This is a genomic window from Paraburkholderia sp. EG286A (assembly GCF_040965375.1).
GTDB lineage: Bacteria > Pseudomonadota > Gammaproteobacteria > Burkholderiales > Burkholderiaceae > Paraburkholderia.
This window is the reverse complement of sequence record NZ_JBFRCB010000001.1, coordinates 737,953-751,393: the sequence shown is the minus strand read 5'-3', so window position 1 is coordinate 751,393 and position 13,441 is coordinate 737,953. Positions and strand designations below refer to the sequence as shown.

Sequence of the window (13,441 nt, the reverse complement as noted above, 5' to 3'; positions counted from 1 at the left end):
GTTGCGCGCACGCTCAAATGCGGTAGATACGTTCCGCGTTGCCGCGAAACAGCGCCGTGTGTTCGCTCTCGCTCGCGCCGCTCACGATCGACGCATACGCCTGCCAGAGCTTCGAATAGCCGCCGAACAGGCGGTCGACCGGAAAGTTCGAGGCGAACATCGCGCGCTCCGCGCCGAATGCGTCGATCGTCTCCAGTACATAAGGGCGCAGGCTTTCGACGCTCCACGCATGGTCGAACATCGCCAGTCCGCTGATCTTCACGGCCACGTTCGGGCACGCCGCAAGCAGGCGCATGCCGTCGCGCCACGCGCGGTAGCCCGCCACGCTGCTGCGGTCGACGAACATGCCCGCGTGGTTGATCACGAGCTGAATGCCGGGATGCGCACGCGCGAGTGCGGCGGCCTCCTCCATTTGCGACGGATAAAGCTGCAGATCGAACGAAAGACCGTACTTCTCCAGCAGCGCGAAGTTCTCGCGCCACGTGGCCTCATGCATGTAATGCCGCCCCACGTAGTCGTAGAGCTTGTTCTCGTGAACGTTGAGAATCTGGCGAATGCCGCGTGTACGCGCAAACGCCGCATGCGCCTCCAGCACCGCGGGCGCATTGGGCGAGCTGAGATCGCAGGCCGCGACGATCGCGTCGGGCAACGCGCGCGCCTCCCCCGCGTTCGCGGCAATGTCCGCGAGCCCTTCCAGCCAGCGCGTTTCTTCCACCGGATCGTCCGGATCGTGATTCGCCTCGACGTGCACGACCTTGAGCACGTCGATGTCGCCGGCCTCGCGCAACAGGTCGGCGGGCAGATAGTTGTGCTTGAGTTCGCGCGCATCACAGACGAACGACGTACCCGGATTCGCGAGCCACGGGTAATGATGCGTATCGAGGTTCCAGAAGTGGACGTGTGGATCGACGACCTGCATGGCATGTTCCTCGCGTGAGCTCAAGGCAAATGAAAGACCTGCACGAGCGGCTGTTGCAGCGGCACGTTGTGCGCATCCGTCTGCATGATGTCGGCCATGTAATCCCACCATTTGCGCATGACGGGCAACTCGGACAGCGCGTCCATGGTGTGATCGTCGCGGCGTTCGAGCACGGCAAAGAGATGGTGGGTCGCTTCGTCGAGAAAGATGCGGTAATTCTTCACGCCCGCGTCGCGCAGCGCGCTCGCCAGCTCGGGCCAGATTTCGCGGTGACGCTGCTCGTATTCGTCCCGCTTGCCGGGATCGAGCTGCATGCGAAACGCCATTGTCTCCATGATCGTGTCTCCGTCCAGCCTTGTTACGTCGTGCGCTTATGCCGCCTTCGCTGCTTATGTGACCAGGGGTACGCGTTGACTCGGTATTTGCCCTGGCTTCGCAGCGTGCGATGGCACGCGTTTTTTACGTGGTTAGCTGCGTTGTGATCCGACTATAATTCCCGCATCGATAGCCAACCAATCCGATGTTGGGATCGGGCGATGCACAAACCGGATCGCTCCATGAACCATCACACTTCCGTCGTCGCACTCGTCAACCGGCTCAGATTCAAGCACCTTGCCCTGCTCGTCGCGCTCGACGACGCGCGCAACGTTCATCAGGCCGCCGACGCCATCAACGTGGCCCAGCCCAGCGCGAGCCGCATGCTGAGCGACATCGAAGAAGCATTTGGCTTCCGGCTCTTCGAGCGCAACGCGCGCGGCATGCAGCCCACCGCGCTCGGCGTCGTCACGCTCGCCTACGCGCGCCGCGCGCTCGCCGAACTCACGCGCTTTGCCGAAGACCTCGACGTGAAGCGCCGCGGCGGTCACGGCCAGCTCACCGTGGGCGCGATCATGGGCGCCGCGCCCGACCTGCTCGCGCAAGCCGTCGCCACGCTCAAGACCGAACGGCCGCTGCTGCACGTGCGCATTCTCGGCGAAACGAGCGACCAGGTCGTGCAGCTGCTGCATCGCCGCGAAGTCGATCTCGCCCTCGGGCGCCTCACCACGCCGCTGCAGCACAACGACTTCAGCTTCGAGCCGATCGCGCGGGAAACGCTCGTGCTCGTGGTGCGCGCGCGCCATCCGCTTGCGCGGCGCGAACAGGTCACGCTCGCGGAACTGATGGACTGGCCGTGGGTGGCGCAGCCCATCACGAGTCCCGCGCGTGAGTTGTTCGAAGGCGAACTCGCGCGCGCCGGTCTCGGCACGCCCGCCAATCTCACCGAGTCGGCCTCGATCTTCGCCACGCTGCAACTGCTCGAAAGCTTCGACGCCGTGGCCATGCTGCCCGAGTCGGTCGTGCGCGACCATGTGCGCGGCAAGCTGCTCGTCGTGCTGCCGCTCGAAATCGGCAAGAGCCTGCCGGGCTACGGCGTGCTCACACGGAAGAACGAGCCGCTCGCCGAGCCGGCCGAGCATTTCGTCGGCTTGCTGCGGCGCTTTTCGCAGCCCTTCAAGATGGACGATATCGCTCACGATGGTTCGCACGCGACCGTGCTCGCTCCTCATTGAAACGCTGGCCCTGGGCTCATTGCAGATTCACGAATAGCCCGCCGTCCACGAGCAGCGCGGCGCCCGTCACATAGCGCGCGCGGTCCGAGGCGAGAAACACGACGCATTCGGCCACGTCTTCGGGCGCGCCCAGCCGCCCGAGCGGAATGCGCTTTTCGAAGTACGCGCGCTTGCCTTCATCGCTGAGGTCTTCGGCGTTCAGGTCGGTGGCGATGGTGCCCGGCATCACCGAATTGCAGCGGATGCCATAGGGTCCAAGCGCGATCGCGCACGACTGCATCAGCGAATGCACGCCGGCCTTGGTGGGCGTGTAGTGCGTCTGCATGCCGCCGCCCACCAAAGCGCTGATCGAACTCGTCGCCACGATCGCGCCGCCCGTGCCCTGCTCCTTCATTTGCCGCGCAACGGCCTGGGTCACGTAGAACGCGCCGTTCAAATTCACGCCGATCGTGCGTTCGAGCACGGCGGGCGGCATGTCGAGAAACGAGTGGAACGGGCAGATGCCCGCATTGCTGGCGAGCACATCGACCTTGCCGAAGCGCTCCACCGTCTGGCGCACGAGATCCACGCCCGTTTGCGGCGCGGCCACGTTGCCTTCCAGCGCGATCGCGCGGCGCCCTAGCCGCTCGATCTCGCCCAGCACCTCGTCGATCGCCGAGCGGCGGCCGTACGAGGCGTCGTTGTCGCCCCAGTAGTTGATCGCGACATCGGCGCCCTCGCGGGCGCTCGCAATCGCAATGGCGCGGCCGATGCCGCGCGAACCGCCGGTGACGATCACCACCTTGTCCTTGAGCAGCACGTGTTTCTCCTCGTAGCTTGTGATGCGCCTCGCCTGGTGCGCGTTCGGCGCGCTCAGTGCGTGTATGGCCGCGAAAGTTTGCAGTCCGGATTGAGCCGCACGCCGAAGCCCGGTGCGTCCGGCACCTTGAGCCGTCCTTTCACCGGCACCGGTTCGTCGAGCAGCAGCGGCGTGAACATCGGCACCACCTTGTCGGCCTTCGGCGCCATCATGAGGAATTCCGCGAACGGCGAGTTATGGCGCGTCACGACGAAGTGATAGCTGTACACCGAGGAGCCGTGCGGCACGACCAGCACGTTGTGCGCGTCGGCGAGCGCCGAAATCTTGATGAGTTCGGTCATGCCGCCGCACCAGTTCACGTCGGGCTGGATCAGGTCGCAACAGCCCATTTCCAGCAGCATGCGAAAGCCCCAGCGCGTGGCCTCGTGTTCGCCGGTCGAAACCATCATGCCGCGCGGAACATTGCGGCGCAGTTCGGCATAGCCCCAGTAGTCGTCGGGCGGCAGGCACTCCTCGATCCACTTGAGGTCGTACTCTTTCGCGGCCTGGGCGAGGCGCGTGGCATAGCGCACGTCGAGGCTCATCCAGCAGTCGTACATGAGCCAGAAGTCGTCGCCCACGCGCTCGCGCATCGTGGCAAGCAGTTCGAGGTTCTTTCTGAGGCCCTCCTCACCTTCGGCCGGACCATGCAGCAGCGGCAGCTTGCCGCCGATGAAACCCATTTCCTTCGCGAGATCGGGGCGCGCGCCGGTAGCGTAAAACATCAATTCGTCGCGCACGGGGCCGCCGAGCAGCTGATACACGGGCTCCTTGCGGATCTGCCCGAGCAGGTCCCACAGCGCGAGATCGACGCCCGAGATGGTGTTGAGCACGACGCCCTTGCGGCCGTAGTAGAGCGTGGCGTAGTACATCTGATCCCACATCTTTTCGATGTCGGTCACGCGCTGCCCTTCGAGAAAGCGTGCGAGATGCTTCTCGACGATGAATGCGCCGATCTCGCCGCCCGTGGTCACGGCGAAACCCACGGTGCCGTCGCTTGCCTCGATTTCCACGACGAGTGTGCCGAGCACGTCGATGCCGAACGAGCGGCGGCTCTGACGATACTCGGGATAGCGCGCCATCGGCGTGGAAATATGGTCGTCGATCCAGTGGCCGTCGGGTTGATCGTGATAGTCGGCGCCGCCGCCGCGCACGGTGAAGGCTCGCACGTGTTTGATGGTTGGCATGGCCATGTTACGTAGCTCCTGGGTAAAGGATTAGCGCGCGCGCCGCACGGGCGGCTCGAACGAGCGAGCCGCCGGCGCAACGGCGCGCGGCGCGACGACAAGAATGAGCAGCGCGGCGGCAATACTCGCAAGACCGAGCAGTTCGAGGCCCGCCGCGTGGGAAGCAAAGTGTCGATCGGCGGCGGCGCGCAGCATCGGCGCGATGAAGCCGCCCAGACCGCCGAGCGAATTGATGAGCGCGATGCCGCTGGCCGAGGCCGCGCCCGCGAGATCGCGCGCCGGGAAGGTCCAGAAGAGCGGCTGCGCCGCGATGAAGCCGCTCGCCGCGCAGCACAGGCCGAGCATCGCGACGATTGCGCCCGCGGTGCCGCCAAGGCCTCCCGCCAGGCCCGACACGGCAATGCCGACACCCGACATCATGAGCAGACGCGCAGCCCATGCACGATGGCCTCCGAGACGGTCCGCACGGCGTGGCACGATCCACGTGAGCGCCACGGCGCACAGCCAGGGCACAGCCGCGAGCAGGCCCACCTTGAAGCCCACGGAGGCGCCCACGAGCGAGGCCACCTGTTGCGGCAGAAAGAAGATCACGCCGTACACGCTCATCTGGATCAGCGCATAGATGCCGGCATAGGCGAGCACGCGGCGGTCGAACAGCGCGGCGAGCGCATCGCGCGGACCGTGTGCGGCGGCTTCACGGGCGTCGAGCTGGATCGCGCCCGTAAGCGCACGGCGCTCGTCGGCGGAGAGCCAGCGCGCGTCCGCGGGCTTGTCGACGAGATACCAGAAGGCCCACACGCCCACGGCCGAGGCCAGGCCGCCTTCCACGAGAAAGAGCCACTTCCAGCCCGCGAGCCCAAAGGTGCCGTGCATCTCGAGCAGAAGCCCCGACAACGGTCCGCCGAAGATGAACGCCAGCGGCGCGCCGAAATAGAACAGGCCGATGGCGCGCGCCCGCGAGGACTGCGGAAACCACTGCGTGAGGTAATAGATGATGCCGGGGAAGAAACCCGCTTCGGCCACGCCCAGCAGGAAGCGCAGTACATAGAACGAAGTGGGCGACTGCACCCACGCCATCGCCGCGGAGATCAAACCCCACGTGACCATGATGCGGCACATCCAGATCCGCGCGCCCACGCGGTGCAGCGCGAGATTGCTCGGCACTTCGAAGAGCGCGTAGCCGACGAAGAACACGCCCGCGCCGAACGCGAATGCCGCGTCCGAAAGACCCGTATCGTGCAACAGCGCTTTTTGCGCGAAGCCGATGTTCGCGCGGTCGAGAAACGCGAGCACATACATCAAGAGCAGGAAAGGCAAAAGGCGGCGCATGGCCTTGCGGCCCGCGGCTTCTGCCAGCGTAGTTGCCAGCTTGGGTGCCAGGGTAGGTGCCTCGATCGACATCGATGTCTCCTGTCGGCGCTCTTCTATTACCACCGCGCCGTTATCGTGATCCCGCGCGTTATCCGGCCGATGCGCGCGGGTCCTGCTTCCCGCTTCAGTAAGTCGCGCGCCCGCCCGAAAGATCGAACACCGAGCCGGTGCTGAACGCGCAGTCTTCCGTCGTGAGCCACACGATCATCGAAGCCGCCTCGTCCGGCATGAGGAAGCGGTTCATCGGGATCTTCGCGAGCATGTAGTCGATATGCTGCTGCGACATCGAATCGAAAATCTCGGTCTTGGCCGCCGCCGGCGTCACCGCATTGACGAGCACGCCCTTCGTGGCCAGTTCCTTGCCGAGCGACTTGGTCAGTCCGATGAGCCCGGCCTTCGATGCGCTGTAGTGCGAAGCGTTCGGATTGCCTTCCTTGCCGGCCACGGAGGCGATATTGACGATGCGCCCATAGCCCTGCTCGATCATGCGCGGCACCACGGCGCGGCAGGTGAGATAGCTGCCGATCAGGTTCACTTCGATCACGCGGCGCCACACGTCCACGGGCAGTTCCCACGTGAGGCCATTGCCGCCCGTGATGCCCGCGCTGTTCACGAGCGCGTGAATCGCGCCGTGCGTTTTCACGGTTTGCTGTGCGGCGGCCTCGACCGACGCTTCGTCGGTCAGTTCCACCGTCACCACCGAGACGTTGCCCAGTTCCGACAATTCGGCGCGCGCGCGTTCGAGCCGTTCGGCGTCGATGTCCCAGAGCGCGACCGACGCGCCCGAACGCAGTGCGCGTTGCGCCACGGCATAACCCAGACCGCGCGCGCCGCCCGTCACGACCATCACGCGATTGTTCAGATCCAGTTGATTCATTGCGCCTGCCCTCCTTGTTCCGCCACGAGGCGTTGCTGTTGTTCGCCCAGGCCGCTCACGCCCAGCCGCATGGTCTGTCCCGCGCGCAAATAGATCGGCTCCGGCTTCTGCCCCATGCCGACGCCGGGCGGCGTGCCCGTCGAGATCACGTCGCCGGGCTGCAGGCTCATGAACTGGCTGATATAGGAAACGAGCGTCGCCACGTCGAAGATCATCGTGCGCGTGTTGCCGTTCTGGTACCGCTTGCCGTCGACTTCGAGCCACATGTCGAGCGCCTGCGGGTCGGCGACTTCGTCGCGCGTGACGAGCCAGGGGCCGAGCGGCGCGAAGGTGTCGTAGCCCTTGCCCTTGTCCCACTGGCCGCCGCGCTCGATCTGCCACGCGCGCTCGGAAACGTCGTTGACCACGCAATAACCGGCCACATGATCGAGCGCGCGCTCGCGCGGCACGTTGCGCGCTGCTTCGCCGATCACGACGCCCAGCTCGACTTCCCAGTCGACCTTCGTCGCGCCCGGGGGAATCAGCACGTCGTCGTTGGGGCCGGTGATGGAACTCGTTGCCTTGAGGAAGAGCACGGGCTCGGTGGGCACGGGCATGTTCGATTCGGCGGCGTGGTCGGAATAATTGAGGCCCACGCAGACGATCTTGCCGACGCCGCCCACGCAGGGGCCGAGGCGCGTGTTGGCGGGAACGAGCGGCAAGGCAGCGAGATCGCAGCCGGCGAGTTGGCGCAGCGCGGCCGCGCCGAGGCCCGTGCCCGCCACGTCCGGCGTGACGCCGGAGAGATCGCGCACGCGCCCCTCGTTATCGATCACACCCGGCTTTTCAGCTCCCTTACTGCCCCAGCGGACCAGCTTCATGCGGCGTCTCCTGATATTGGAATGGATCGTTGACAGCCAATATAGGGGTGCCGCGATAGCCGAACAATCCGAAAGCCGCATGAGGCGATAGCGAAACCGGATCGCGCCCTTTGTCGCGTGATGCGTCGTGGGTACGCAGAAAAACAAAAGCCCGCGAACGCCGGGGCGTACGCGGGCTTGGTGCACTGCAACGCGCCTGTCGCGCAGGCGCGTTACGGGGCAACTCGGTCAGCGCAGTCAGTGCATGGCGTGCAGGTAGTGATAGAGACCGGCCGCCGCGGCACCGCCGGCCAGCGGCCCGAACACCGGAATCCACGCATAGCGCCAGTCGCTGTCGCGCTTGCCCGGAATCGGCAGCAGCGCGTGCATGATGCGCGGCGAGAGATCGCGTGCCGGGCTCATCGCGTAGCCGGTCGGGCCGCCGAGCGAAATGCCGATGCCGAGCACGAGCAGGCCCACGGGCAGCGCGTCGAGTGCGCCGAGTCCCACCTGCGGCGAAGCCAGATAGAGCACGCCGAGGATCAGCACGAAGGTGCAGATCGCTTCCGTCAACACGTTGTGGCGCTTGCTGCGAATGGCGGGCGCCGTACAGAACACCGCGAGCTTGATATCCGGGTCGGCTTCGTTCGCGAAGTGCTGTCGATAGGCAAGCCACACGAGCAGCGCGCCCGCCATGCCGCCAAGCATCTGCGCCGCAATATAGCCGCCGACCTTCGACCACGCGAACTTGCCCGCGAGCGCGAGGCTGATCGTGACGATCGGGTTGAGGTGCGCGCCGCTGAACGAAGCGGTCACGTAGACCGCCACGAACACGGCCATGGCCCAGCCCATCACGATGACGATGAGGTCGGCGCCCTTGCCCTTCGTTTTTGCCAGCAGCACGTTTGCAACGGCACCGTTACCGAGCAGCACGAGAATGGCCGTGCCGATGAATTCCGCAATATAGGGTGACATGATTGTCGTAGTCTCTCTCTGCCCGCGCGGTGCATGCGCACGAAGCGCATGCGATCCCGCTGCGGGTTATGTTAATTAGTTATGCTTGTAGGTTGTAAAACTGACTGCGCTGCTCAGTGCGAGTCGTCCGCCCAGGCCTTGGCCGCGCGCACCGCACGCTGCCAGCCCGCACGACAGGCGTCCACCTGCGCACCCTGCATCGACGGCGCGAAACGGCGGTCGAGCTTCCACTGGCTCTGCAATTCGCCCACGTTCTGCCAGTAGCCGGTCGCGAGGCCGGCGAGGTAGGCCGCGCCGAGCGCCGTGGTTTCGGTGATCTTCGGGCGCACCGCATCCACGCCGAGCAGATCCGCCTGGAACTGCATGAGCAGATTGTTCGCGCTCGCGCCGCCGTCCACGCGCAGCTCGCCCACGCTGATGCCCGAATCGGCTTCCATGGCCGCCAGCACGTCGAGCGACTGGTACGCGATCGAATCGAGCGCCGCGCGCGCGAGATGCGCCGAGGTCGTGCCGCGCGTCACGCCGAACAGCGTGCCGCGTGCGTGCGCGTTCCAGTGCGGCGCGCCGAGGCCAGCGAACGCCGGCACGAGGTACACGCCGTCCGTATGCGGCACGCTTGCGGCGAGCGCTTCGATTTCCGGCGCGCTCTTGATGATGCCCATGCCGTCGCGCAGCCACTGCACCACGGCGCCGGCGATGAAGATGCTGCCTTCGAGCGCATAGTTGACTTCGTCGCCGATTTGCCATGCGATCGTCGTGACGAGGTTGTTCTTCGACTCGATGGGCTTCGTGCCCGTGTTCATCATCAGGAAGCAGCCCGTGCCGTAGGTGTTTTTCACCATGCCCGTGCTCGTGCACATCTGGCCGAACATCGCGGCCTGCTGGTCGCCTGCGATGCCGGCGAGCGGAATCTTCGAGGCGAACACCGTGGTCCTGGTCGGACCATACACTTCGGATGACGAACGGACTTCGGGCAGCATGCTGCGCGGAATTTCGAGCGCGTCGAGCAGCTCGTCGTCCCATTGGCGCGTGTGAATATTGAAGAGCATGGTGCGCGACGCATTCGTCACGTCGGTCACGTGCAGTTCGTGCTTCGTGAAGTTCCACACGAGCCAGCTGTCCACGGTGCCGAACGCGAGCTTGCCTTGACGCGCTTTTTCGCGTGCGCCGGGCACGTTGTCGAGAATCCAGCGAATCTTGGTTGCCGAGAAGTACGAATCGATCGGCAGACCTGTTTTCGCACGCACTTTCTCTTCGAGGCCGCGCGCCTTGAGCGAGTCGCAGAAGTCGGCCGTGCGACGGTCCTGCCACACGATGGCGTTATAGACCGGATGGCCCGTCTCGCGGTCCCAGACGATCGTCGTCTCGCGCTGGTTCGTAATGCCGATCGCGGCGATGTTGGTGCCGTTCATGCCGGCGCGCGTCACGGCCTCGGCGGCAACGCCCGCCTGGGTCGACCAGATTTCCTGCGGATCGTGCTCGACCCAGCCCGGCTGCGGATAAATCTGTTCGAACTCCTTCTGGGCAACCGAAACGATGTTGCCCTGGCGGTCGAAAAGCATGGCGCGCGAACTCGTGGTGCCCTGGTCGAGCGCAAGAATGTACTGTTCCTGCATGTCTCTCATCTCCGTCTGTACTAGTTGTGATGACGCGCCGCGGGGACGGCGCGTGGGGGTGCGTGACCTACCTTGCGTGCTGCCGGCGAACTTCAGTGCTGCGCGGTCGCCGTCGCGCTTGTTGCGGCAAACCAGTGATCGATTGCGGCGGCCACGCCGTTGAGCGTGCCCGGCGCGACATGGAGGCCCAGCTTCGAGCGGCGCCACAACACGTCGTCGGCGCGCGTGGCCCATTCGGCGTTGCGCAGGTAGCGCAATTCAGCTTCGTAAATGCCCGGCGCGACTTCGGCACCGAGGTCCGCGAGCGATTGCGCGTTGTCGAGGAGCCGCTCGGCGCACGTTCCGTATGCGCGTGCGTAGCGCCGCGCCAGCGCGGCGGGCAGCCACGCATGGCGTCTGGCGAAGTCCTGCGCGAAGGGCTCGAAACGCGCGTTCGCGATATCGCCGCCAGGCAGCGGCACGCCCGCCGTCCACGAAGGCGCAGCGTGATCGAGCACGCGGCACAGCATGTCCGAAGCCTCTTCCGCGAGCTTGCGGAAGGTCGTGATCTTGCCGCCGAACACCGAAAGCAGCGGCGCGCCAGCGGTTTCGTCGAGTTCGAGCTTGTAGTCGCGCGTGACGGCGGACGCATTCTCCGCGCCCTCTTCCTCGAGCAGCGGACGCACGCCCGAGTAGGTCCATTGCACGTCGGCCGGCGAGATCTTGCGCTTGAAATAGCGGTTGATCGACTCGCACAGATAGCGCGTTTCGTCGCCGTCGATCGAGACCTTCGCGGGGTCGTTGTGATACTCCACGTCGGTCGTGCCGATGAGCGTGAAGTCGTGCTCGTACGGAATCGCGAAGATGATGCGCTTGTCCGGGTTCTGAAAGATGTACGCGTGGTCGTGCTCGAACAGGCGCTTCGTGACGATATGGCTGCCCTTCACGAGCCGCACGCTGTGTTGCGCGCCGCGCCCGAGCGCACCGTGGAGCACTTCGCCCACCCACGGCCCGGCCGCGTTGGCGATGGCGCGGGCGCGCACGTCGAAGGTACTGCCGTCCGGGCGGCGCAGCAGCGCCTGCCATTCGCTATCCGTGCCGTTCGTGGCGTTCGTGCGCACGGCGGAAACGAGCTTCGTGCGCGTGAGGATTTGCGCGCCGCGCTCTTGCGCGTCGAGCGCGTTGAGCACGACGAGGCGCGCGTCGTCGACCCAGCCGTCCGAATACACGAAGCCGCGCTGGATCGAGTCGATGAGCGGCTCACCGGCCGCATGGCGGCGCATGTCGATGCCGCGCGAGCCCGGCAGCAATTCGCGCTTCGCGAGATGGTCGTAGAGAAACAGGCCCATGCGAATGAGCCAGGCGGGCCGCAGATTCGGCATGTGCGGCATGACGAAACGCAGCGGCCACATGATGTGGGGCGCGGCGCGCAGCAGCGTTTCGCGCTCCTGCAGCGCCTTGCGCACGAGCCCGAATTCCTTGTACTCGAGATAGCGCAGGCCGCCGTGAATCAGCTTGGTGCTGGACGACGAGGTATGCGAGGCGAGATCGTCCTGCTCGCAAAGGAGCACCGACAACCCGCGGCCGGCCGCGTCGCGCGCGATGCCCGCGCCGTTGATCCCGCCGCCCACGACGAGCAGATCGTACCGGTTCTGTTGAGTCACCCTGCTGTGTCCCTGAAAGAAAAACGAACCTCGAAATGTTCGAATTCGAAATTTATCGAACATGAACGAAAAAGTAAAGGTTCGTTTTACGGGAAATTGACCGAAAGCAGTGCGTAAACGAACATGCACCGAACAGTATCGAACGGTCGTCAGGCGCGAATGAAAACGGGGCCTTGCGCGTTTGCACGCGCGCCCGATGGGCAACACCCCGCCCACTCGCGAAACGCGCCGGATTTCAGATCGAAGACGGAGAAAACGCGCGGACGACGCGTCCGAAAAAAGCGCGGACGAGAATCCCGCGGCTTACGCGGCGACGTGAACCTGCGTGCCTGCTGCGAGCACCGCCTCGTTCATTTCCTCGGGCAGCGGCTGGTCGGTGAAGAGCGCATGAATCTGGCTCAGATGCCCCTGGCGCACGAGCGCCGGGCGGCCGACCTTCGAATGGTCGGCTACGAGATAGACCGTGCGCGCATGCTCGATGATGGCCTGCGCCACGCGGACTTCGCGCGTGTCGAAGTCGCGCAGCGTGCCGTCGGTCTCGATGGCCGAGGTGCCGATGATCGCGTAATCCACCTTGAACTGGCGGATGAAGTCGATGGTGTGCTCGCCGACGATGCCTTTGTCCCAGGGCCGCACGACGCCGCCCGTGATCATCACTTCGCAGTCGGGGTAGCCGCTCATCACGCTCGCCACGTTGAGGTTGTTCGTGACGACGCGCAGGCCCTGATGATGATTGAGCGCGCGCGCGACTTCCTCGGTCGTGGTGCCGAGGTTGATGAAGAGCGAGGCCTGATCGGGAATGTGCTGGGCCGCCAGCGCCGCGATGCGGCGCTTCTCATCATGGAACATGTGCTGCCGCGCGCTGTACGAGACGTTCTCCGAACTCGTGGGCAGGCTCGCGCCGCCGTGATAGCGGCGCAGCAGATTCATGTCGGCGAGCCAGTTCACGTCGCGGCGGATGGTTTGCGGCGTGACGTCGAAATGCGAGGCGAGATCGTCGACCGTGACGAAGCCGTCGCGTTGCACCCATTCGAGCATTTCCTGCTGGCGCGCGTTCAGGGTGAGGCGAGGATCTCGTGTCATTGGCTCGTTTGGCAGGCAAGTGAGGACCGACCTATTGTAAGGGCTTGCCCACCCGAATCAGGAGAAAGCCGATGCATGCCGTACGCAAATGGATAGCAGGCGCCGCCGTGACCGCCATGCTGGCCCCGCTGTGGGCCCCGCTGCCCGTCGCCGCGCAAACGAACTCCGGCGCTACGCCCCCTGCTGCACCCGCTGCCCCCGCCACGCCCGCCGGCGACGGCACCTTCCTCCTGACGATCTTCCTGAAGCACGACGAGTCGAAGCCGCTGCCGAAGATCAATCAGCAGCTCGCGGAACAGGGCTTCTACAAGGCCTTTCCGCCGCCCGGCATCGAAGTGGTCTCGTGGTACGTGATGATGGGGATCGGCCAGGTCGTGACGCTGCGCGTGCCCGCCGACCGGCTGCGCGAGGTGAACCGCGCGATCGAGCAGACCGCGTGGGGCGGCTATCGCACGGAGTTCTATCCGACCTACGACTACAAGGCGCTCGCCGAGCAGGCGCGGGAGCGCAACGGCAAGTAGCGGGACGCGAGCATGGGCTACT

Annotated in this window: 13 protein-coding genes; 2 read left to right on the top strand and 11 right to left on the bottom strand. The window is 65.3% G+C overall.

Going from position 1 to position 13,441, the window contains the following annotated elements; translation table 11 throughout:
• Nucleotides 1–13: 13 nt before the first annotated feature.
• Entirely contained in the window at nt 14–919 is a 906-nt protein-coding gene (locus tag AB4Y35_RS03405) for an amidohydrolase (RefSeq protein ID WP_368703326.1), read from the bottom strand.
• 20 nt (nt 920–939) lie between these two features.
• Complete coding sequence (gene rhaM, locus AB4Y35_RS03400; RefSeq protein ID WP_368703325.1) at nt 940–1,254, bottom strand: L-rhamnose mutarotase; 315 nt, start codon at nt 1,252–1,254, stop codon at nt 940–942.
• Between the two features lie 222 nt (nt 1,255–1,476).
• Between rhaM and AB4Y35_RS03395 the strand changes: the two genes are divergently transcribed.
• Entirely contained in the window at nt 1,477–2,469 is a 993-nt protein-coding gene (locus tag AB4Y35_RS03395; protein ID WP_324161797.1) for a LysR family transcriptional regulator, read from the top strand.
• 16 nt (nt 2,470–2,485) lie between these two features.
• Here AB4Y35_RS03395 and AB4Y35_RS03390 read toward each other — a convergent pair whose 3' ends face one another.
• The 9 genes from AB4Y35_RS03390 to AB4Y35_RS03350 form a co-directional block, all read right to left on the bottom strand.
• Entirely contained in the window at nt 2,486–3,268 is a 783-nt protein-coding gene (locus tag AB4Y35_RS03390) for an SDR family NAD(P)-dependent oxidoreductase (RefSeq protein ID WP_069266104.1), read from the bottom strand.
• A 53-nt stretch (nt 3,269–3,321) separates the two neighbouring features.
• Entirely contained in the window at nt 3,322–4,500 is a 1,179-nt protein-coding gene (rhmD, locus tag AB4Y35_RS03385; protein ID WP_133180329.1) for an L-rhamnonate dehydratase, read from the bottom strand.
• Nucleotides 4,501–4,524: 24 nt separating this feature from the next.
• Entirely contained in the window at nt 4,525–5,823 is a 1,299-nt protein-coding gene (locus AB4Y35_RS03380) for an MFS transporter (protein WP_368703837.1), read from the bottom strand.
• 166 nt (nt 5,824–5,989) lie between these two features.
• Nucleotides 5,990–6,742, bottom strand: a complete 753-nt coding sequence (locus AB4Y35_RS03375) for an SDR family NAD(P)-dependent oxidoreductase (RefSeq protein ID WP_368703324.1) — start codon at nt 6,740–6,742, stop codon at nt 5,990–5,992.
• Nucleotides 6,739–7,602 carry a fumarylacetoacetate hydrolase family protein gene (locus AB4Y35_RS03370; protein WP_368703323.1) on the bottom strand — a complete coding sequence of 288 codons (864 nt, stop codon included), beginning with the start codon at nt 7,600–7,602 and terminating at the stop codon, nt 6,739–6,741. The genes AB4Y35_RS03375 and AB4Y35_RS03370 overlap by 4 nt, the downstream gene beginning before the upstream one ends.
• 237 nt (nt 7,603–7,839) lie before the next feature.
• Entirely contained in the window at nt 7,840–8,556 is a 717-nt protein-coding gene (locus tag AB4Y35_RS03365) for an MIP/aquaporin family protein (RefSeq protein ID WP_028203061.1), read from the bottom strand.
• Between the two features lie 113 nt (nt 8,557–8,669).
• Nucleotides 8,670–10,172, bottom strand: coding sequence for a glycerol kinase GlpK (gene glpK / locus AB4Y35_RS03360; protein ID WP_368703322.1), 1,503 nt, complete (start codon nt 10,170–10,172; stop codon nt 8,670–8,672).
• Nucleotides 10,173–10,264: 92 nt separating this feature from the next.
• Nucleotides 10,265–11,815 carry a glycerol-3-phosphate dehydrogenase gene (gene glpD / locus AB4Y35_RS03355; RefSeq protein WP_368703321.1) on the bottom strand — a complete coding sequence of 517 codons (1,551 nt, stop codon included), beginning with the start codon at nt 11,813–11,815 and terminating at the stop codon, nt 10,265–10,267.
• 303 nt (nt 11,816–12,118) lie between these two features.
• Nucleotides 12,119–12,898 (bottom strand): DeoR/GlpR family DNA-binding transcription regulator, encoded by a 780-nt coding sequence (locus AB4Y35_RS03350; RefSeq protein WP_254316502.1) that lies wholly within the window; start codon nt 12,896–12,898, stop codon nt 12,119–12,121.
• Nucleotides 12,899–12,969: 71 nt separating this feature from the next.
• On the opposite strand from AB4Y35_RS03350, the gene AB4Y35_RS03345 reads away from it, so the two are divergent.
• Complete coding sequence (locus AB4Y35_RS03345; RefSeq protein ID WP_368703320.1) at nt 12,970–13,419, top strand: hypothetical protein; 450 nt, start codon at nt 12,970–12,972, stop codon at nt 13,417–13,419.
• The last annotated feature ends 22 nt before the right edge of the window (nt 13,420–13,441 follow it).

Bases quoted from the DNA above. Each gene is read 5' to 3' on its own strand.
- AB4Y35_RS03350 (WP_254316502.1), bottom strand. From the start codon at position 12,898: ATGACACGAGATCCTCGCCTCACCCTGAACGCGCGCCAGCAGGAAATG.
- AB4Y35_RS03345 (WP_368703320.1), top strand. From the start codon at position 12,970: ATGCATGCCGTACGCAAATGGATAGCAGGCGCCGCCGTGACCGCCATG.
- rhmD (WP_133180329.1), bottom strand. From the start codon at position 4,500: ATGGCCATGCCAACCATCAAACACGTGCGAGCCTTCACCGTGCGCGGC.
- AB4Y35_RS03395 (WP_324161797.1), top strand. From the start codon at position 1,477: ATGAACCATCACACTTCCGTCGTCGCACTCGTCAACCGGCTCAGATTC.
- AB4Y35_RS03405 (WP_368703326.1), bottom strand. From the start codon at position 919: ATGCAGGTCGTCGATCCACACGTCCACTTCTGGAACCTCGATACGCAT.
- AB4Y35_RS03380 (WP_368703837.1), bottom strand. From the start codon at position 5,823: ATGCGCCGCCTTTTGCCTTTCCTGCTCTTGATGTATGTGCTCGCGTTT.
- rhaM (WP_368703325.1), bottom strand. From the start codon at position 1,254: ATGGAGACAATGGCGTTTCGCATGCAGCTCGATCCCGGCAAGCGGGAC.
- AB4Y35_RS03375 (WP_368703324.1), bottom strand. From the start codon at position 6,742: ATGAATCAACTGGATCTGAACAATCGCGTGATGGTCGTGACGGGCGGC.
- glpK (WP_368703322.1), bottom strand. From the start codon at position 10,172: ATGCAGGAACAGTACATTCTTGCGCTCGACCAGGGCACCACGAGTTCG.
- AB4Y35_RS03365 (WP_028203061.1), bottom strand. From the start codon at position 8,556: ATGTCACCCTATATTGCGGAATTCATCGGCACGGCCATTCTCGTGCTG.
- AB4Y35_RS03370 (WP_368703323.1), bottom strand. From the start codon at position 7,602: ATGAAGCTGGTCCGCTGGGGCAGTAAGGGAGCTGAAAAGCCGGGTGTG.